Raw genomic sequence first — 20,370 nt, forward strand, 5'->3', positions numbered from 1 at the left:
ACGCACCGGGGAGATTTCGACTCACGGCGTAGGACCGCATCAAGTGTCATGGATGCCGGACGGCGAAACCCTGGTGATCGCCAACGGCGGCATTCGCACCGAGGCCGAGAGCCGCGTCGAAATGAACCTCGACGCCATGGAACCCAGTCTGGTGCGGATGCAGCGCGACGGCACGCTGCTGAGCAAAGAGACGTTGTCGCAGCAGATGAACAGCGTCCGGCATATGGCGATTGCCAGCGACGGCACCATCGTCACGGGTCAGCAATTCATGGGGCCTTCACACGAACCCGCCGAACTGCTCGCCATCAAGCGGCCGGGCCAACCGTTCAAGGCCTTTCCGGTGGCGGAGCAACAGCTGCAGGCGATGGCGCATTACACGGCCAGCGTTGCTATTCATAACGATCTGCGGCTGGTGGCGCTGACCGCGCCGAGGGGCAACCGCTTTTTCATTTGGGACCTGGACAGCGGCGCACTGAAGCTCGACGCACCGCTGCCCGACTGCGCCGGGGTGGGCGCGGTGGCGGACGGCTTTGTAGTGACCTCGGGCCAGGGGCGCTGCCGTTTCTATGATTGCCGCGAGGCGGTGCTGGTAGCCAAGCCGCTGGAGCTGCCGGCGGGGTTATGGGACAACCATCTGCATCTGGTTTGATTGGGGACATGTGGCTGCCAGGCGGCGGCTGTGCAATGAGAAACCTCATTCATTTGCCGTCGCCCCCCAGGCGAACCTTCTGCATCTTTTCAAAGTCACGCACCGCTCGCCCGTCGGACTGCTTCGTTCCATCGGGGTATACAAAAGCGATGTAATCACCCCTTTTGTGTTTTTTGGGCTCCGAAGATCGCACCATATAGTCTCTATGCAGTACGGGCTCGAAATATATGTTTCGAGCTTGACGTGCCTCGTATGTAAACGTACCTCCTTCCTCATCGGCAAGCATGGCCCACTTCTGATGCCCCCGAATGTAACTTTCGTGTATCCATGGATAATAATCTTTCACAACATTCAGATCAGGCCCCTCTGCCGTCCAGGAATAGCCCGTTTGAAGTTGAGGATTATTGTGATCGAACATCACAATGATGTTCCCACCTGCCCCCTCTATTACGTCCTCCCCCAAGACATTGGGCACAGGGTACGAAACGCCGAACCTTACGTTGCTTAAATGCCACTCGCATGGACCACCACCGTCAACAAATAACTGTGCGATAAAGGTGTCGTCATTTCCTGCACGCTTGAGCTCCATCTCATACCCGTTGTATCCATCAAGCGGTTCGGGACGCCCGTTACTGTCGTGCGCAATGCGTTTACAGATTGAGGACCGGTACATGACATGCATTGAGTCAGTTATCAGGTCCTTGGGCACCTTGACCGTAATAGTCACCTTCTCGCCTCCCGGGGCGGGAGAAAAGCTGAGGTCTTTCGCGCAGCCACCCACGGGACCGAATATCAGAAGACAGGCCACGGTAGTTCTTGAACATGAAGCAAAACTAAACATTCCATGCCCCTGATGTACTGACACTCGCATCAAGACGCAACAAAGCTTCGGGGCCGCCTTCTGCTTGCCGTGTCACTTCCAGTGCAGCACAGACTTCCTCATGCATCACAAGAAACAGACGATTGCGTTCTAGCTCATCTTCTGGAGCAGTGCTGCCGTGATTAACCATCTGATCCTTGAAGCGCTTGATCCTGGACTGTGCGGCGAGAAGAGGCTCACGATCAGGTTTAATGGCGGCAAGCAAGCGGCGGGTGATATGCGCCATATACTCGCCCATCATGTGGTTACCGATGCCCAGCAGCCCTCCCGGCTTGACGTTTTTATAGGGTGGGAACAATCGCGCACGCGCATCTGGTTTCAGGCTACCCATAAAACGGAGTTGCGATTGCTCACTTTTTTTATTTTCTATCTTGTTGAGACTTGGCACCAGGTACAGGTTAGGCCGCTCGCGCAGGCGGGTTTTTATGGTGTTGTAATAGGGTGCCCCAAGACCATCCTTGCTACCTTGCGCCGCATAGTCAGAGCCGCGACTCTGCATGTGCTGCTCTACCCGGTATAGCATGGCGAGTTCCCCGTGATGGGCGTAAGCATCACCAAATTCTATAAGGTTGTTGGCGAGGGTTTGACCCATTGACCAGGCGAAACCCAACGTCGTGCCTAAGGGGCCATACAAGTCATAGAGGTAGTTGTCGAGGTCAGCTTCAGGCGGCACGCTGGGAATCGTGTCGGTATCATTCACGTGACGATAATGGTCTACCTCCGCTAACCCTTTGATCGCCGCGAGGGTAAACGTGCGAGGCATGCCGTAGGTGTACAGAAGTGGGCTGCTGTCCTTCAGTGTGGCTGCATGTATTAGCCCTAGACCGCCACCCAAACTATGGCCGCAAATGAATAAGTCCCTACCGGCACTTCTGGCAGGAAGTAATTTATCGAAGTGCTCACTGAATAGATTCTGAGCAAACGCAAAGGCTCTTCGAAACCCTAAATGAACTCGGCCCTCAAGTCCCAAGTCTGTGCACGGTTCCTTTGGAACACAGGCTTCTTTTAGCCCGGGCTGGACAGGTCGAAAGGTAAGGTCGGTGGCAAGGTCAGGAGCGTGAATGCGATCAAAATCAGTCCCTCGCCAAGCCACCAGCATGTGGGTAGCGTTGCGGACGTAGAAGAGTTGAGTATCGCCCTGAGGAATGGCTACTTTGGTACTGTTCAACACTTCGCAAGGCTCATATCGGTCATCAAAAGGGACGTCGGCGACGACACAGGGCCAGTTCTTCCCCCCATCCCAAACCCGCGGCGTTCGTGACATGTCCAGACACTGCCGCGCAAAAAACTCTGCAGGGGCGCCGTGCCGCGTTTTGTCCTCATTGCTGTACGACAGAATGCTCATCAGCCCCAGGTTGTAGGCATTCGCCAAGCTGTACCTTTTCTGCTTGTGCAGCACCAGTGACCACGCCCGAAACGGGCAGACCTCCAATACATGCCGTCGGTCGAGCGCTTCGTAAGGCGCGGTGAAACCCGAGAAGCTTGCATCAGGAAAATGGTAAGCAGGCAATGGCTTGTGCTTCGCCAATTCAGGCCTGACCGGCAGCCCATCGCACAACTGCCCGATTCGCAGGTAGTGGTAATCATGGCCTTGCTCATGCGCTGTCTTTTCAACAGGCGAAAAACCTGAACGCTGCTCGCCATACAGCGGCGTGCTCTCACCGAACCCGGGCCTGTCGGGCTCAGGGCGAACAGCTCGCAAACGCCTTTGTTGCAGCACCTCAGCTAACGGCGTTGCCGGCATCAGCAAGGTCATGTCGAGTGGGTAAAGATCCTCAAGCCGAATAACACCTTCGGCATCGGTGATACCTGTGTATTCGGCAACGCATCCATCCCGCACCGCCTGATTGACGGCCTGCCACGGCAGATTGGCCAATGGCTCGCCGAGTTCGTCCACCAGTTGAAATTCAACCCAATGTTTTTTCTGCGGGCCGGCGGTCACGGGCTTGTAGGTGCAAAATAAATCGGTGTGGTGCTGCCTGTCGCTCATGACGGATCCTTCCTCATTGAAAATATGAAGTTGCTTCGGGTAGTCGTGCATCGCGGCAGGCGGCAAGTCTGCTACGCGTCGAAGCGGGCGAAGATGCGTGATTTGAAAGTGCGACTCCATAGGGAAAACACGAAGGGGACGCGTCCTAACAAAGATCCGGAATCGCCCTACACGAATCCAGATTCAGGCACAGCGCTCGTCATCGACGCTGCCGCAGCGGGCAGGCGCGCCCCAGCACTTCCCGCGAAGCATCCGCAAAATCCATCCGTGCCGCTGGCAACTAAACCCCGACACGACTAACGTGCTCGCCTGATTTATCAGTTCTCCAAGGAAGTGGAATATGTTGCGTCGCCGCATGTTGATCATGTTGGGCATTGTCCTGATCGTGGTGCTGGCCCTGGGCGGGTACAAGGCATTTTCGGTCTATCAGCAGATCCAGCAATTCACGGCGCCGAAACCGCCGATCAGCGTCGCGGTGGCGGTGGTGGAGGCGCGTCCCTGGCAGAATCGTCTGCCTGCCATTGGCACGCTCAAGGCCTTGCAGGGCGTGGACCTGTCGCTGGAAGTGGCGGGCACGGTCAAGGCCGTACAGTTCGAGTCCGGGCAGAAGGTCAAGGTCGGTCAGCCGCTGCTGCAGCTCGACAGCGAGGTGGAAAAAGCCCTGCTTGGCACGGCTGAAGCGGACCTCGGGCTGGCGCAGGTCGAGTACGGACGCGGCAGCAAACTGGTGGGCGAGTCGGCTATTTCCCGGGGCGACTTCGACAAGCTCGCGGCGACCCAGAAAAAGGCCGCTGCCACCGTCGCGCAGTTGAACGCCTCGCTGGCGAAGAAGCGCATCCTCGCCCCTTTCAGCGGCACCATCGGCATTCGTCAGGTCGATGTTGGCGACTACCTGGCCAGCGGCACGGTGATCGCCACGCTTCAGGATTTGACCAGCCTGTACGCCGACTTTTTTGTCCCCGAGCAAATGCTGCCGAAACTAGCCCTGGGTCAACAGGTGCAGGTGAGCGTCGCCGCATACCCGGACCGCGTGTTCACCGCGCGCATCAGCGCCATCAACCCCAAGGTCGAAGACACCACGCGCAACGTGCTGATTCGCGCCACGCTGCCAAACCCTGACGCCCAATTGCTGCCCGGCATGTTCGCCAGCCTGCAAGTGTTGCTGGGTCAAGACACGCCGCAATGGGTGCTGCCGGAAAGCGCAATCACCTACACGCTCTACGGCAACTCGGTGTACGTCGTGGTGCCGAAAAAGAGCGCCGACGGCCAGCCTGAAAAAAACAGCAAGGGAGAGCCCGAGCTTGTGGTTGAACGTCGCTTTGTGGAGACCGGAGAGCGTCGGGGCGGGCTGGTGATCATCAGCAAGGGATTGAACGCCGGCGAGCAGGTGGTCACCGGCGGCCAGCTCAAACTGGATAATGGCGCCGCTGTTGCCATCGCGGCAGCACCGGCAACCCCGGCTGCAGCCACTCCGGCGGCGCAGAACAGCCAGCCCAAAGCTGACTGATCAAGGAATCGATCATGGCCTTTACCGACCCGTTCATCCGTCGCCCGGTGCTCGCCAGCGTGATCAGCCTGCTGATCGTGCTGCTGGGCTTCCAGGCGTTCAGCAAGCTGACCATCCGCCAATACCCGCAGATGGAAAACGCCCTCATCACGGTGACCACGGCCTACCCCGGCGCCAACGCCGAAACCATTCAGGGTTATATCACCCAGCCGCTGCAGCAGAGTCTGGCAAGCGCTGAAGGTATCGACTACATGACTTCGGTCAGTCGGCAAAACTTCTCGGTCATTTCCATTTATGCGCGCATCGGCTCCAACAGCGATCGCCTTTACACCGAGCTGCTGGCCAAGGCCAACGAGGTCAAGAACAAGCTGCCCCAGGACGCCGAAGACCCGGTGCTGAGCAAGGAAGCGGCCGATGCCTCGGCCCTGATGTACATCAGTTTTTACAGCGCGGAGCTGAGCAACCCGCAGATCACCGATTACCTGTCACGGGTCATCCAGCCGAAGCTGGCGACCCTGCCGGGCATGGCCGAAGCGGAGATCCTGGGCAATCAGGTGTTTGCCATGCGTCTGTGGCTCGATCCGGTCAAGCTCGCCGGCTTCGGCTTGACCGCCAACGACGTCACCGACGCTGTGCGCAAGTACAACTTCCTGTCCGCTGCGGGTGAGGTAAAAGGCGAGTACGTGGTCACCAGCGTCAACGCCAGCACCGACCTGAAATCACCGGAGACCTTTGCGGCCATCCCGCTCAAGACCGTTGGCGACAGCCGCGTGCTGCTCGGTGATGTGGCGCGGGTGGAGATGGGCGCCGAGAACTACGACACGGTCAGCTCGTTCGACGGCACCCCGTCGGTGTACATCGGCATCAAGGGCACGCCCAGTTCGAACCCGCTGGACGTGATCAAGGAAGTGCGGCGCATTTTGCCGGAGCTGGAAGCTCAGTTGCCGCCAAGCCTCAAAGCGTCCATCGCCTACGACGCCACGCTGTTCATTCAGGCCTCGATCCACGAAGTGGTGAAGACCCTGATCGAGGCGGTGCTCATTGTCATCGTCGTGGTGCTCCTGTTCCTCGGCGCCCTGCGCTCGGTACTGATCCCGGTGATCACCATCCCGCTGTCGATGATCGGCGTGCTGTTTTTCATGCAGTTGATGGGCTATTCCATCAATTTGCTGACGCTGCTGGCAATGGTGCTGGCCATCGGTCTGGTGGTGGACGATGCCATCGTGGTGGTGGAAAACATCCACCGGCACATCGAAGAGGGCAAAACGCCCTTCGACGCGGCCATCGAGGGCGCTCGGGAGATCGCCATGCCGGTGGTGTCGATGACCATCACCCTGGCCGCGGTTTACGCGCCCATCGGTTTTCTGGAGGGGCTGACCGGCGCATTGTTCAAGGAGTTCGCCCTGACCCTCGCCGGCGCGGTGGTGATCTCGGGGATCGTGGCACTGACCCTTTCGCCGATGATGTGCGCGGTGCTTTTGCGCCGGGACGAGAACCCCAGCGGCCTCGCGCACAAGCTTGATCACGCCTTCGAAAGCCTGAAGACCCGCTACCAGCGCGTGCTCCACGGCACGCTGAATACACGGCCGGTGGTGATCGTCTTCGCCGTGCTGGTGCTGTGCCTGATTCCGGTATTTCTCAAGCTCAGCCAGTCGCAACTGGCGCCGGACGAGGACCAAGGCATCATCTTCATGATGGCCACCGCGCCGCAGCCGACCAACCTCGATTACATGAATACCTACACCGATCAGTTCCGCAGCATCTTCAGCGCGTTCCCGGAGTACTACTCCTCCTTCCAGATCAACGGATTCAACGGCGTGCAGACCGGTGTTGGCGGCTTCCTGCTCAAGCCATGGGATGAGCGCAGCCGCACACAAATGGAGCTGCTGCCTGAGGTGCAGGCCAAGCTCAACGAGATCACCGGGCTGCAGATCTTTGGCTTTAACCTGCCCTCGTTGCCGGGTACCGGTGAAGGGCTGCCGTTCCAGTTCGTGATCAATACGCCGGGCGACTACGCCGCGCTGCTGGAGGTGGCCGATCGCATCAAGAAACACGCTTCGGACTCGGGCAAGTTTGCCTTCCTCGACATTGATCTGGCGTTCGACAAGCCGGAAGTGGTGGTCGACATCGACCGCGCCAAAGCCGCGCAAATGGGCGTGTCGATGCAGGACCTGGGCGGCACGCTGGCAACGTTGCTCGGCGAGGCGGAAATCAACCGTTTCACCATCGACGGGCGCAGCTACAAGGTGATCGCGCAGGTCGAACGCGCGTACCGCGACAACCCGGCATGGCTGGCCAATTATTACGTCAAGAACACCGAGGGCAAGATGCTGCCGTTATCGACGCTGATCACCGTCAGTGACCGAGCCAGGCCCCGGCAGCTGAATCAGTTCCAGCAGCTCAACTCGGCGATCATTTCCGGCTTCCCGCTGGTGAGTCAGGCGGAGGCCATAGAGTTGGTCAGGCAGATAGCCATTGAAGAGTCGCCACCGGGGTTTGCCTACGATTACGCGGGGGCGTCGCGTCAGTACGTGCAGGAAGGCAACGCGCTGTGGCTCACGTTCGGCCTGGCGCTCGCCATTATCTTTCTGGTGCTAGCCGCTCAGTTCGAGAGTTTTCGCGATCCGCTGGTGATTCTGGTGACGGTGCCGCTGTCGATCTGCGGCGCGCTGATCCCCCTTTTTCTGGGGATCTCTTCGCTGAACATTTATACGCAGGTGGGGTTGGTCACGTTGATCGGGCTGATCAGCAAGCATGGGATTCTGATCGTCGAGTTCGCCAACCAGCTACGCCGGGACAAGAGAATGACGGCGCGCGATGCGGTCGAGGAAGCGGCGGCGATTCGCCTGCGCCCCGTACTGATGACCACCGCAGCGATGGTGTTCGGCATGGTGCCGCTGATTCTGGCCACGGGCGCGGGCGCGGTCAGCCGGTTTGATATTGGATTGGTGATCGCCACTGGCATGTCGGTGGGTACGCTGTTCACGCTGTTTGTGCTGCCGTGCGTGTACACGCTGCTGGCGCGGCCGGATGATCCGCAGGACGATGCTGATACAGGTTGCACTACGAATGCCGGTACCTGACACAATTCTGCAGGGGCCGGCTTGCTGGCGAACGCGGCCTTCCAGATACATCGTTGGCGTCTGGCGTAACCGGTTCGCCAGCAAGCCGGCTCCTACAGATCACATCCTCTCGATACATCACATCAAGCCGATGCACTGAGTACAAGAGGCACGCCAAGCACTGACAACTCCGGCTGCTACAAAAAAGGCCCCGATGTTCGGGGCCTTTCAGTCAGCGCAACAGGGAAGGAATCAGCCCTGTGGTCCGCTGCCCTGGGCCAGGCCGAACATCAACAGGAGCAGATCGTGATCGGGCCTGGCCGTGTCGGACACCTTGGCCACCCGAGGCAAAGGGCAATGACCTTCACCATGAACCGCACTCAAAATCTTCGGCCCAGGTTGGTCCCACGCGGCCAGCGCAATGGAAGTCACGCCCAACGCCCCAACCAAAAACAAACCTCGCGCCATTTCTAACTTCATCGCTGTAAACCTTTGATGGGTCTGCCAAACGCGGTCTCGTAAAAGTAGACCAGCTTGGTCCAGTCCGCAGGCCGAAACGACGAATGGCGGCGCAGTTGTTTCATGTCGTGCTGAGCGGCGGCGTAGGAGGTCAATCGCTGGCGGCACTTCTCCAGGTCGAGCAGCGCGACTTCAGCCTTGGCGTTGGCGCCCTCGCCCACAACGCGAACGAAAACGTGCTTGATGTAAATGCAACTGTGCTGCCAGCGGCCCTTGTGCATGCGGGCCAGGTTGCCGGCGAGCTCCTGGAGCATTTGCTCGTACACCACTTCGCCGTATTGCTCGCGGCCGCCGGCGCGCAGCCAGTTCTCGAACTCGTCGAAACCATCCAGCGAAGCGGTGACCAGCAACGCGCGCCATTCGTTGTTCTCGTCGCGCTCTGCGCCACAGAACACCATACGCGGCACGTTGACGTCGAGCTGCCGCAGACCCTCGAGGGCATCGCGCTCACGCAGCACGGTCGGGCGGCCAAACGGGTGCAGCCAGCTGCGATAGATATGGCCGGTCTGGCGCTTCACATACAGCAGCCGACCGTTTTCCGAGACGACACGCTGCACGCCACTTTCACCGCCACGGCGCACGTTGGGCTCTTCCACCCATTCGCCCCGCGTGTTCCAGAAGTAGGCGAAGCGGTCCTTGGCGGGGACGGTTAACTCTGTTGCGAAATCCACGGCCATCCTGTTACCTCTTACGTAATAGATACACACGCCACATGGCGTACATCGGCAGGAAATCCAGGCGCTCCTGAATCCGAAACCCTGCCTGTTCAAATTCGGCTTCCACGGTAGCCACCGGCAGCACAAAGCGATTCTGATACTCGCGTTTGTGTCGCGAACCCTCGGCGCGCTTGCGCTTCCAGGCCTTGAAATTGCCATCTACCCACAGCGACACAATCACGCTGTCGCGCGTCACCCGATGAAATTCTTTCAGCAGCACGGCGCGGTCTTCAGCCTTGCCGATGTGGTGCATCAACCGCATGCAGAAAATGCTGTCTACGGCGTTATCCGGCATTTCGATGGCAAACGCCGACGTCTGCAACGGCTGGACGCGTTTGACGATCTCAGCGGGTTGCGACTCGCAGGCGATCTTGACCATCGCTGCCGAGTTGTCCGCCCCGATAATCACCCGGTTGGCTTTCTCGGCCAGCACGGGCCAGAAGCGCCCGGCACCACAGGGCAAGTCCAGTACCAATCCCGGTTCGCCTGCCAACGCCAGTGCGCGGCGGGCCAATTGTTTGTCCCGGCGATCCGACAAGCGCCTTGCCAGTCCGTCGTTGTGTTTGTGCAGGTATCTCTTGGCGTGTTCGTCGTCGTATTTGCGTGAAAAATCTAGTTCGATCCGCTTGCTCATGGCTGCATCTCCTGAAGTGACACACCCAAGCTAAGCAGTGGGCCGTCATCTTCAGGTCAGACAAATGTGAAAAAAGCGTCCGCAAAAGTGAAGTTATGTTACGAGATTTTTCAAAGACTTAGGGCCAGCATACCGCCATATCCCGACCCGTTTCAGCACCTTTACACAGGCTGTACATTGGGCGATAGCGAGCGTAAAGCGGCTTTTACAGGGCGCGTGCCCATGTCCACGCTGAACCTACAGCCATTCGGCTCCATGGTGTCCAGACTGACCGACCACCCCTGGTTTTCGCAGATGCGTTGCACCAACGACAATCCAAGACCAAGACCCTCGCCGCGTTGCTCAGTGCCACGCACGAATGGCTGAAACATCGCTTCACGTTTTTCCTCCGGGATGCCCACGCCGGAATCTTCCACCATGAACCCGCCTTCACGCAGCGTCAGCCGAATAAAGCCGGTGTCGGTGTAATGCAAAGCGTTGCGCAGCAGGTTGCCCATCACAGCATAGAGAAAGGTGGCGTTGTAAGCGGTTTCAGACGGCTCGCCCGGCACGTACTCCAGGGTCAGCCCCTTGCGTTCGATCGGTTCGCGCCAGAGGCTGATCAGCTGCTGGGCAGCCCCGTGCAACGTCAGCTGCGGGTACTGGGCGAGGTCGTCGCGTTGGGTGCGGGCCAGCATCAGGAAGGTCTGCACCAGGTCGCGCATTTCTTCGCAGGCCCTGGCCACGCGTTCAACCTGGGCCCGTGCGCGCTGATCCAGCGCCGGGTTTTCCAGCAGCAGCTCGCATGAACTGGCCAGCACCATCAACGGCGTGCGCAGTTCGTGGCTGACGTCGCTGGTGAACATCCGCTCGCGGGTCAAGGCATCACGCAAGCGGCCGAGGGTGGCGTCAAAGGCCACCGCCAGCTCACCCACTTCGTCGGCGGCGTAATCAGGGGCGAGCGGTGGCGCGAGACCGAGCAACTGATCGCGATGGCGAACCTGCCGGGCCAGCCGCACCACCGGCGCCATTACCCGACGTGCCAGTATCCAGCCGAGGAACACCGCCAGCGCCAGCGCCAGCACGAACCCCACCAGCACGACGGCAAACAGCACGCGCTCGCGCTCTTCAAAATCGCTCTGGTCCTGCAGCAATACGTAGTGACGGCCGTCGACGATCTCGACCATGGCGTGATACGACAACGGGCCGCGAAACACTTCGTGAAAACCAGGCTCAAGATGTCTCAGATCTTTCGGCAGCTCGAAGTCGCCCGGTCCGCCACTGAAATAAAACAGCTGGTCCGGCTCAGGCCGATGGCTCCAGTCGTTGACGCTGTCCATCAACAGCAGACGCGTCAGGTCGCCACCCAGACCGGCCGAAATCAGCTTCTCTTCGACCAGGTGCACCGTCGCGACGATGCCCATCGCGAAGCACCCGGCAACCAACGCACTCATCAGGGCGAAGGCAATGATGATCCGTTGGGCGAGGCTCTGCTTAAACTCCATCACGCCCCTCGGCGAGGCGGTAGCCGACACCGTGGACTGTCTGCAACAGCGGCTTGGCAAACGGCTTGTCGATGACCTGACGCAGCTGGTGGACATGGCTGCGCAAGCTGTCGCTGTCCGGGCAATCGTCACCCCACAAGGCTTCTTCGAGGACCTCGCGGCGTAAAACGTGGGGACTCTTCTGCATCAATACCGCCAGCAGTTTCAGGCCCACCGGGTTGAGCTTGAGCAGACGCCCTTCGCGGGTGACTTCCAGCGTGTCGAGGTCGTAGATCAGGTCGGCCACCTGCAAGGTACGCCGGCCACCACCTTGAGCGCGGCGCAGCACCGCCTCAATACGCGCCGCCAGTTCTGACAACGCGAAAGGTTTGAGCAGGTAGTCATCCGCCCCGGAGCGGAACCCCTGAAGCCGGTCATCAAGCTGGTCGCGAGCAGTGAGCATGATGACCGGCGTGTCGCGACGCGCATCTTCGCGCAGGCGTTTGCACAGGGTGTAGCCATCGATGCCGGGCAGCATGATGTCCAGCACGATCAGGTCGTAATGCTCGGTCGCCGCCAGGTGCAGACCGGACAGACCGTCCTGGGCGCAGTCGACGGTGTAACCCTTCAAACCGAGGTAATCGGCAAGGTTTGCCAGGATGTCGCGGTTGTCTTCAACCAGCAGAATTCTCATGGCGCGTATCTCCCTATGCGGTGTGGCGAGACCCGGGGCACGGCTCGAGAAGCCGCTCAACAAGGTCAGAGTTGGCGGCAGCTTACGGCGATGCGCGCTCAAGGGCCAGCACCGCCGCGCATAACGTTTTTTTCACCCGCGGTTCACAGCGTCGTGACAGCGCGCTGATCAGACTTCGCACCGCTCACGGTCAATACAGCAACGCCCTCCCCTCGCCCATCACACGGGATTCGCCATGTCACTTGCACTCGAACGGCCTGCCTCACGCCCCATGAACCTCTGGGTTTACCTGGGCATCCCGGCCGTGACCGCCATCGTCCTGATCTTGCTGGAACTGACTTCGCTGGACATGGACATCGCCAAACTGGCCTACGACCCGGTGGCGGGAGAATTTATCGGACGGCACAGCTTCTTTCTCGAAGATGTCCTTCATGACCGCGCCAAACAGGCCGTCATTGCCATTGGTGTTTTGTCCTTCGTGAGCTTCATCGCATCGTTCTTCGTCGGCGTGCTGAAACCGTGGAAACGTGAACTGGGGTGCATGGTGCTGTCGATGGCGTTGTCCACCAGCTTCGTCACGCCCGTCAAAGTCGTGACCTCGGTGCAGTGCCCCTGGAGCCTGAAAGAATTCGGCGGCCAGGAAACCTACAGTGAACTCCTCAGCCCCCGCCCGCAAACCGACAAACCCGGTCGCTGCTGGCCAGGGGGTCACGCCGCTACTGGCTTCACCCTGTTTGCCCTGTTTTTTGTGTTCCGCGACCGCAAACCCCGTTTGGCCAAAGCCGGCCTGATCTTCGCGGCAGGCCTGGGCACCGTGTTCTCCATTGGCCGAATGCTGCAAGGCGCGCACTTCTTCTCCCACAACATCTGGACGGCGGTGTTCTGCTGGCTGCTTTGCCTGGGGGCGTACTACTTCGTGCTGTACCGACCGCTGAAGAAGAAGGACGTGGCGTTGAGTGGGGAAGTGGTTTCAGGGTAATCACTATTTCAGAGTGACGCAGAGCGTCACGGTATGCATGCCCACGCAGAGCGTGGGTACGATCAAGCGTTAGACCCAAAATTGATGGTGCTCATGCGGGCCTCTTCCCGGCTAAAGCCGGTCCTACAAGGAGACCGCGTGCATCCCGTGGCATTGGCTCTGCCTGTAGGACCGGCTTTAGCCGGGAAGCCCTTGACCTGCATCTGTCTTTGATCTGCTTAAACGCGCTTTTGATCTTCGTACACAACAAGCCCAGCCACCGCCAATCGCGACTTGGGTGCAGGCTGAACGCAGGTCTCGCGCAGTGGGCCGAGCCGCATGGATGCGGCGAGAGCGCCGTTGCGGGCATGGATGCCCGTTCGGCGCGGGCCCACGGAGCGAGACCGGAGTGAAGGAACCCGACGAAGTCGGGCCCAACCAGGAGCAAGCAACCTTGGTTACTTGGGTTGCTTTTCCAAGTAACTCGCCGAAGGCGAAACAGTTCTGCCGTTAGGCAGAGCGCTCCCGACCTCTTCCCGACTGAACCCGATCCCACTGAGAACAAAAAAGCGCCCATAAAAAAACCCCGCCGAAGCGGGGTTTTTTCTACATCGGGGTACGGCTGGCTTACATCATGCCGCCCATGCCACCCATGCCGCCCATATCAGGCATGCCGCCGCCTGCTGCCTTCTCATCAGCCACATCGGCAATCATCGCCTCAGTGGTGATCATCAGACTGGCGATCGACGACGCAGCCTGCAGAGCAGAACGCGTCACTTTGGCCGGATCAAGAATACCCATCTCGATCATGTCGCCGTATTCGCCGCTGGCAGCGTTGTAACCGTAGTTACCGGTACCCTGCTTGACCTTGTCGACCACAACGCTAGGCTCGTCGCCCGAGTTGGCAACGATCTGACGCAGAGGTGCTTCAACAGCACGACGCAGCAGCGCGATACCAACGTTCTGGTCAGCGTTGTCGCCGCGCAGCTCGGAGATCGCCTGCAGCGAACGAACCAGCGCAACACCACCGCCAGGCACCACGCCTTCTTCAACGGCTGCACGGGTTGCGTGCAGGGCGTCTTCAACGCGGGCTTTCTTCTCTTTCATTTCAACTTCGGAACCGGCACCGACCTTGATCACTGCAACGCCGCCCGACAGCTTGGCCAGACGCTCTTGCAGCTTCTCTTTGTCGTAGTCCGAAGACGTGTCGCCGATCTGCTGACGGATCTGCGCGATACGACCGTCGATGTCGGCACGAACGCCAGCACCGTCGATGATGGTGGTGTTTTCTTTGTTCAGCACGACACGCTTGGCGTTACCCAGGTGTTCCAGGGTAGCGGTTTCCAGGCTCAGGCCGATCTCTTCGGAGATAACGGTACCGCCAGTCAGAACAGCGATGTCCTGCAGCATGGCCTTGCGACGGTCGCCGAAGCCAGGAGCCTTGACCGCTGCAACTTTGACGATGCCGCGCATGTTGTTCACGACCAGAGTCGCCAGCGCTTCGCCTTCAACGTCTTCAGCAACGATCAGCAGAGGACGACCGGCTTTGGCAACGGCTTCCAGGACTGGCAGCATTTCGCGGATGTTGGAGATCTTCTTGTCAACCAACAGCAGCAGCGGGCTGTCCAGCTCGGCAACCATGGTGTCCGGCTTGTTGATGAAGTACGGAGACAGGTAGCCACGGTCAAACTGCATGCCTTCAACAACAGACAGCTCGTTTTCCAGACCCGAACCTTCTTCAACGGTGATAACGCCGTCTTTGGTCACACGGTCCATTGCTTCAGCAATGATGTCGCCGATCGAGTTGTCGGAGTTGGCCGAAATAGTACCGACCTGGGCGATTGCTTTGGAGTCAGTGCAAGGCTTGGACAGCTTCTTCAGCTCGGCAACAATGGCGATGGTCGCCTTGTCGATGCCGCGCTTCAGGTCCATCGGGTTCATGCCGGCAGCGACGGCTTTCAGGCCTTCGTTGACGATGGCTTGAGCCAGAACGGTGGCGGTGGTGGTACCGTCGCCAGCGTCATCGTTCGCACGGGAGGCAACGTCTTTGACCAGCTGCGCGCCCATGTTTTCGAAACGGTCTTTCAACTCGATTTCTTTGGCGACCGACACACCGTCTTTGGTGATCAGCGGAGCGCCGAAGCTTTTTTCGATGATGACGTTACGGCCTTTCGGGCCCAGTGTTGCTTTTACTGCGTCGGCCAGGACGTTGACACCAGCCAGCATTTTTTTACGGCCAGCATCGCCGAATTTAACTTCTTTAGCAGCCATGATCGTTCTTCCTTAAATACTTTGTAGTAACGGGAAAGGGGGTATCAACTCAGCCTTCGACGACCGCGAGAATTTCGTTCTCGCTCATCACCAGCAGGTCTTCGCCGTCTACTTTCACAGTGTTGCTGCCGGAGTACGGGCCAAACACCACTTTGTCACCCACTTTCACGGCCAGCGCGCGTACTTCGCCGTTGTCCAGGATGCGACCGTTACCGACGGCGAGGATCTCGCCGCGGTTTGGTTTTTCAGCAGCCGAACCAGGCAGCACGATACCGCCAGCAGTTTTTGTTTCTTCTTCACTGCGACGGATTACGACGCGGTCATGCAGAGGACGAAGCTTCATTGTCGATCTCCTAATTATGGTTTTTAAACGTCCGGTGCGGGCACCGGCGGGTTAAAGCATCCGGGCTTGCCGGTTGCGGTTCGCAAGCGAACCGCAGAATACGGTCTGACGAAACGCGCCAGAAACCTTGCGGTGACCCATACATAAGGGCGAGCAAGCCGAATTCAAGGCAAGAGCCAGAAATTTTTACATGAATGGGTGTCGCAAAACGAGCACGGCACCCGCAGGTGCCGTGTCATGAAGGCCTTGAATCACTTTTTATCCAGTGGCTCGAATTCGCCTTCGATGACTTCACCCTCGATGACTTCGGGGCGACGCGTCTCGGGACGGGCGGCACCGGGGTGCATGGAGCCGGCCGAACCCGCCGAATGCATGTTCTCGGCAAACGCACGCTGGCGCGCAGCCTGCGCCTCTGCGCGGTTGCGAACCTTGCCGACAATCAGGCGACGGGTAAACGGCATCAGGCAGAGCAGGCCCAGCACGTCACTGAGGAAGCCGGGCAGCACAAGCAAGCCTCCGCCGATGGTCATCATCAGGCCATCAAGCATCTGCTGGGCGGGCAGTTCGCCACGCGCCAGACTCTGCCTCGCACTGAACGCAGTCGCCAATCCGGCGACCCGCACCACGAGGACACCGAGCATTGACCCGGCAACGACCAGCAGGAAGGTCGGCAGGAAGCCGATCGACATCCCGACTTTCACCAGCACGAACAGCTCGAGCACCGGAAAAAGCAATAAAAGCAGAAGAAAAACGCGCATCAAAGTGAGTTCCTGAACGGAAGAAGGCTTCCAGTAGACCTTACGTGACGTCGCAAGGTCGTTAATTCAAGCCTCGGCCTGTTCAAGGCTGGGCCATTTTTCCGCGTGAGCCAGTTGCACCAAGGCCTGGCGGACGTGTATCGGCGTATTACAGCGCTCTGCGAAGGCCAGCCAGTAGAGGCTGTGACCCACGCGCAGGTGCATTCCCTCGCTGTCGATCCCGACCAGCTTCGCGGGTTCGGTCTTTGGCAGACCGGCGAGTTCGACGTAGTGGGCAATGGCCTTGGCGTGATCAGCATTCATGTGCTCGACCATGCTGGTCTCGGCAGCGCCCGCAAAAGGATTGGCGAGCGCCACGTCATCGAGCCAGTGAATCGCGCCAAAGCCACCGATGAAGCGGTAGCGCACCGGCTTGAGCACCCAGAAGTCGAAATCGTGGGCGCTGTGATAGCTCTCGGAATCAGGGAAATACCGGTAGTAACGCTGCGCGGCAGCCTGGATCTGCACGTCGTCGGTGACCTTCTCCGCCGTGGCCATCAGCGTCACGCGCCCCACCGCTTGCACATCTTCGGCGCCGCGCTCGCCAACCAGCAATGAGCATTTGCCGTCCAGTTGCAGGTTATGGGTGTGTTGCGCGATGCGGCTGATGAGGATCAGCGGGCGGCCCTGGTCGTCCAGGCAATACGGCACCACCGAGCCGAACGGGTAACCGGGCATCGACTTGGAGTGGGTCGACAACACGCCGCGATATTCCTTGAGCAGCAAGGCTCGTGCTTGCCGGGTGGCGCTGGCGCTCATGTGGACTCCTGAACAGTGAACGAAGGCATCAAGTGACGCGAAGCAGCAGACCGCGACGTATGCGACACGATAATCGCTATCAGAGGAAGGTGCCAGATTGGGAGGAGGATGATCAGCAGAGGGTTGGCGTAAAAGGCAACGCGAGAGGAGGACAGCGTGGCGCGCGCGGATGAGTTGTCATCCGGCGCGCTCAGCCATTTATAAGGAAGGGTTTACCAGGCCACACCAAAACCCGCGGTGTAACGGGTTTTGTCCAGATCGCCGTTATCAGAGCCGCTGATAATGTCTTTCTCGGCCTTGAGATTGAGCGACGCCCACTCGGTGACTTTGTAGCGCAGCCCCACTTCAGTCTCGAGGCTGTAGTCAGCCACGCCGCTGATGGGCTTGCCGAGTTCACCGTTGGTGAAGAACTCGACTTTCTTGCCAATCAGGTAACGGTTGTAGTCCCAGGTGCCGGAGACGGAATAGAAGTTGTCCTTCTCACCGTTGGAGTATTCGAAGTCAGTGCGGTTAAGCAACGCGCCGACCTTGAACGCACCCAACTCGTCGTCCCAGAACTGGTAGCCCGGGCCGGTACCGACGGTGCGCTGGCGCGACAGGTCTTCAATGGTGTCGCGCTTGTAGGTGATGCGACCGTCCCAGAACCATTTTTCCGTGAGGAACCGGTCGACCGAGTATTCGGCGTCCCAGTTATTGGTGGTGGTCAAGCTGTCCTGCGATTCGCGGTTGTACTCGCCCTTGGCGTTGTGGCGCCACTGGCCGTGGGTCGCGGAAGTCTTGAAGGCGATGTTGTAATCGTCGGTGTCGTTCTCGGCGCGCTGGAAATCCAGTGCCGCGTCGATATTGCCCTTCCAGACCAGATCGGTGACCACCGGCTTGGGCTTCATGATCTGCTGAATGCTGGCCAGCTCAACCGTTTTCGGCGCATCGCCATTGGCCAGCGTGACCTTGCCGTCTTCGGCCGGCTGGAGCGATTTGGAGATCTCGCCGGTGGTCGCGTCTTGCTTCACCAGAAGGTGCTGGTCACTTTCCAGCGTCTTGATTTCCTTCCAGTCCAGCGGGATGTCGCCTGCATATTTGGTATTGAGCAGCAGCTTGCCGCCGTCGAAGACCTTGATAGTCCCCGTCAGCTTGTCACCGTTTTTCAACCAGACGGTGTCAGCGAGCAATGGGGTAGAAGCACTGGCAAAAGCAACGCACAACAGGGTTCTGGACAACATAAGCAACGACAAGGCTCTGGTTCGCGGAAAATCGGGCATTATCCGGATGGACAACGTCTTGGCAATCGGCAGACCACCGATACAGGTAACACTGACAGTCGGAAGTTTCCCTAGTTCATTAGTGAAAATTCCCGTTCATCCCTTTAACAGGAACGAATGCGTGATCGAACAATCGCTGCCCCCACCTGACCCGGCCGGCCTCTCTCCCGCAGAGGCACGGCGCACGGCGCTTTACCTCACCCTGCATCAAGTACCGGAGGGCAAAGTCGTCAGTTATGGGCAACTGGCCGATCTGGCCGGTTTGGGACGAGCGGCACGCTTCGTCGGGCGCACCTTGAGTCAGTTGCCGGACGGCAGCAGTTTGCCTTGGCATCGGGTGCTGGGTGCGGGCGGGCGTATCAGCCTGGCGCCCGGAACCGTGTCCGGCGAAGAGCAACGTGCCCGGTTGCGCGCCGAGGGCGTGACCATCCGTAACAATCGTGTGGATATGCAGCGTCATGGCTGGCGCCCGACAGAGCACAACGGTTAGAGTGCGCGCTTTGTTTACGTAACCTGAGGCAGATTCCAGCCCATGCCCCGCAAAACCTGGCGCGCCGCGCTCGCCGCATATGCCAGCCCCTCTACGTTTGTGCTCCTGTTGCTCGGCTTTGCCGCGGGCATGCCCTACATGTTGGTGTTCTCTACGCTTTCGGTCTGGCTGCGCGAGGCCGGCGTCGCGCGTGAAACCATTGGCTACGCCAGCCTGATCGGGCTGGCGTATGCCTTTAAGTGGGTCTGGTCGCCGCTGCTCGACCAATGGAGCCTTCCTTTGCTGGGCAGGCTTGGTCGACGTCGCTCATGGCTGGTGCTGTCGCAATCACTGGTGACGCTGGGCCTGATCGGCATGGGGTTCTGTGACCCGCAGCAGCACCTGTCGTGGTTGATCGCGATTGCGGTGCTGGTTGCGTTCTCCTCGGCGACCCAAGACATCGCCATCGACGCGTACCGCCTGGAGATCGCCAGCGACAGCCAGCAGGCAACCCTTGCGGCCAGCTACATGGCCGGCTACCGCGTTGCCGCCCTCCTCGCCACCGCCGGCGCCCTGTACTTCGCCGAAGGTTTCGGTTCGACCGGCTTTGCCTACAAACACTCGGCCTGGGCCGGCACCTACGTGCTGTTCGGGCTGCTGATGGTGCCTGCGCTGATCACCAGCCTGATCATGCGCGAGCCGGCCGTCCCCATACGCACGCAATTATCGGCGGTGCGATACGGGTTCGCCCACCAACTGGCGTCGGTGTTCGTGCTGATCATTCTGCTGGTGTCGGTTCCGGCCATGTTCACTCAGCTGTACAACACCGACTTCGCCAGCGTGCTGTTTCAAGGCACGACCTGGAAAGACCTGCTGATGGAAGACCGCGCCTTCCTGCGCGCGATTCTCTACACGCTGTTGACCGTGGCCTGCCTGTCGTCCATGGGCCGTCGCGGCCTGGCACCCGTGCTGACACCGATCAACGACTTCATCCTGCGTTATCGCTGGCAGGCCTTCCTGCTGCTGGGGTTGATCGCCACGTATCGCATGTCCGACACGGTCATGGGCGTCATGGCGAACGTGTTCTACATCGACCAAGGCTTTACCAAGGACCAGATTGCCAGCGTCAGTAAAATCTTCGGTCTGATCATGACATTGGCCGGCGCGGCGTTTGGTGGTCTGGCGATCGTGCGCTTCGGCATTCTGCCGATCCTGTTCATCGGCGGGGTGACATCGGCGGCGACCAACTTGCTGTTTCTGATGCTGGCCGACATGGGCCCGAACCTGAAGATGCTCATCGTCACGATCTCGCTGGACAACTTCAGCTCGGGCCTGGCGACATCGGCGTTCGTGGCCTACCTGTCGAGCCTGACCAACCTCAAGTTTTCGGCCACTCAGTA

The 20,370-nt window shown here is 59.5% G+C and carries 18 protein-coding genes; 6 read left to right on the top strand and 12 right to left on the bottom strand.

Annotation, left to right across the window (positions count from 1 at the left end):
• A partial coding sequence (locus tag VF672_RS20225; RefSeq protein WP_331106313.1) for a DUF1513 domain-containing protein occupies positions 1-649 on the top strand: 649 nt, incomplete at its 5' end.
• A gap of 49 nt (positions 650-698) precedes the next feature.
• Here the strand turns inward: VF672_RS20225 and VF672_RS20230 are convergent.
• Complete coding sequence (locus VF672_RS20230) at positions 699-1,376, bottom strand: hypothetical protein (protein WP_331106314.1); 678 nt, start codon at positions 1,374-1,376, stop codon at positions 699-701.
• Positions 1,377-1,482: 106 nt separating this feature from the next.
• Positions 1,483-3,519, bottom strand: coding sequence for a lipase family protein (locus tag VF672_RS20235; RefSeq protein WP_331106315.1), 2,037 nt, complete (start codon positions 3,517-3,519; stop codon positions 1,483-1,485).
• Positions 3,520-3,859: 340 nt separating this feature from the next.
• On the opposite strand from VF672_RS20235, the gene VF672_RS20240 reads away from it, so the two are divergent.
• Together VF672_RS20240 and VF672_RS20245 are read left to right on the top strand one after the other, a co-directional pair.
• The gene (locus tag VF672_RS20240) at positions 3,860-5,026 is read left to right on the top strand and encodes an efflux RND transporter periplasmic adaptor subunit (protein WP_331106316.1); all 1,167 of its coding nucleotides are present in this window, start codon (positions 3,860-3,862) and stop codon (positions 5,024-5,026) included.
• A gap of 14 nt (positions 5,027-5,040) precedes the next feature.
• On the top strand, positions 5,041-8,109 hold the full coding sequence (locus VF672_RS20245) for a multidrug efflux RND transporter permease subunit (RefSeq protein WP_331106317.1): 3,069 nt from the start codon (positions 5,041-5,043) through the stop codon (positions 8,107-8,109).
• A 231-nt stretch (positions 8,110-8,340) separates the two neighbouring features.
• Here the strand turns inward: VF672_RS20245 and VF672_RS20250 are convergent, their stop codons facing one another.
• From VF672_RS20250 to colR, 5 genes are all read right to left on the bottom strand, one after another.
• Positions 8,341-8,568, bottom strand: a complete 228-nt coding sequence (locus VF672_RS20250; RefSeq protein ID WP_065992187.1) for a hypothetical protein — start codon at positions 8,566-8,568, stop codon at positions 8,341-8,343.
• Entirely contained in the window at positions 8,565-9,284 is a 720-nt protein-coding gene (locus VF672_RS20255; RefSeq protein WP_331106318.1) for a lipopolysaccharide kinase InaA family protein, read from the bottom strand. The genes VF672_RS20250 and VF672_RS20255 overlap by 4 nt, the downstream gene beginning before the upstream one ends.
• Before the next feature lie 4 nt (positions 9,285-9,288).
• Complete coding sequence (locus VF672_RS20260) at positions 9,289-9,957, bottom strand: class I SAM-dependent methyltransferase (RefSeq protein WP_331106319.1); 669 nt, start codon at positions 9,955-9,957, stop codon at positions 9,289-9,291.
• A 161-nt stretch (positions 9,958-10,118) separates the two neighbouring features.
• A complete protein-coding gene (locus VF672_RS20265) occupies positions 10,119-11,441 on the bottom strand; it encodes a HAMP domain-containing sensor histidine kinase (RefSeq protein ID WP_331106320.1) in 1,323 nt (440 codons plus the stop codon).
• A complete protein-coding gene (gene colR, locus VF672_RS20270) occupies positions 11,431-12,114 on the bottom strand; it encodes a two-component system response regulator ColR (protein WP_037014624.1) in 684 nt (227 codons plus the stop codon). The genes VF672_RS20265 and colR overlap by 11 nt, the downstream gene beginning before the upstream one ends.
• 235 nt (positions 12,115-12,349) lie before the next feature.
• On the opposite strand from colR, the gene VF672_RS20275 reads away from it, so the two are divergent.
• Entirely contained in the window at positions 12,350-13,093 is a 744-nt protein-coding gene (locus VF672_RS20275) for a phosphatase PAP2 family protein (RefSeq protein ID WP_331106321.1), read from the top strand.
• Between the two features lie 606 nt (positions 13,094-13,699).
• Here the strand turns inward: VF672_RS20275 and groL are convergent.
• The 5 genes from groL to VF672_RS20300 all read right to left on the bottom strand — a co-directional run bounded on the left by groL (position 13,700) and on the right by VF672_RS20300 (position 18,462).
• On the bottom strand, positions 13,700-15,343 hold the full coding sequence (gene groL, locus VF672_RS20280) for a chaperonin GroEL (RefSeq protein ID WP_331106322.1): 1,644 nt from the start codon (positions 15,341-15,343) through the stop codon (positions 13,700-13,702).
• A gap of 49 nt (positions 15,344-15,392) precedes the next feature.
• On the bottom strand, positions 15,393-15,686 hold the full coding sequence (locus tag VF672_RS20285; RefSeq protein WP_037014630.1) for a co-chaperone GroES: 294 nt from the start codon (positions 15,684-15,686) through the stop codon (positions 15,393-15,395).
• A gap of 251 nt (positions 15,687-15,937) precedes the next feature.
• Positions 15,938-16,444: an FxsA family protein gene (locus tag VF672_RS20290; RefSeq protein WP_331106323.1), complete on the bottom strand. Its 507-nt coding sequence runs from the start codon at positions 16,442-16,444 to the stop codon at positions 15,938-15,940.
• Between the two features lie 66 nt (positions 16,445-16,510).
• Positions 16,511-17,242, bottom strand: a complete 732-nt coding sequence (locus tag VF672_RS20295; protein WP_331106324.1) for a HugZ family protein — start codon at positions 17,240-17,242, stop codon at positions 16,511-16,513.
• Between the two features lie 212 nt (positions 17,243-17,454).
• A complete protein-coding gene (locus VF672_RS20300) occupies positions 17,455-18,462 on the bottom strand; it encodes a DUF481 domain-containing protein (RefSeq protein WP_331106325.1) in 1,008 nt (335 codons plus the stop codon).
• Positions 18,463-18,622: 160 nt separating this feature from the next.
• Between VF672_RS20300 and VF672_RS20305 the strand changes: the two genes are divergently transcribed.
• Together VF672_RS20305 and VF672_RS20310 are read left to right on the top strand one after the other, a co-directional pair.
• Positions 18,623-18,991: an MGMT family protein gene (locus VF672_RS20305; protein WP_331106326.1), complete on the top strand. Its 369-nt coding sequence runs from the start codon at positions 18,623-18,625 to the stop codon at positions 18,989-18,991.
• Positions 18,992-19,033: 42 nt separating this feature from the next.
• A partial coding sequence (locus VF672_RS20310) for an AmpG family muropeptide MFS transporter (RefSeq protein WP_331106327.1) occupies positions 19,034-20,370 on the top strand: 1,337 nt, incomplete at its 3' end.

Source organism: Pseudomonas sp. (assembly GCF_036387035.1).
In the GTDB taxonomy this organism is placed as follows: domain Bacteria; phylum Pseudomonadota; class Gammaproteobacteria; order Pseudomonadales; family Pseudomonadaceae; genus Aquipseudomonas.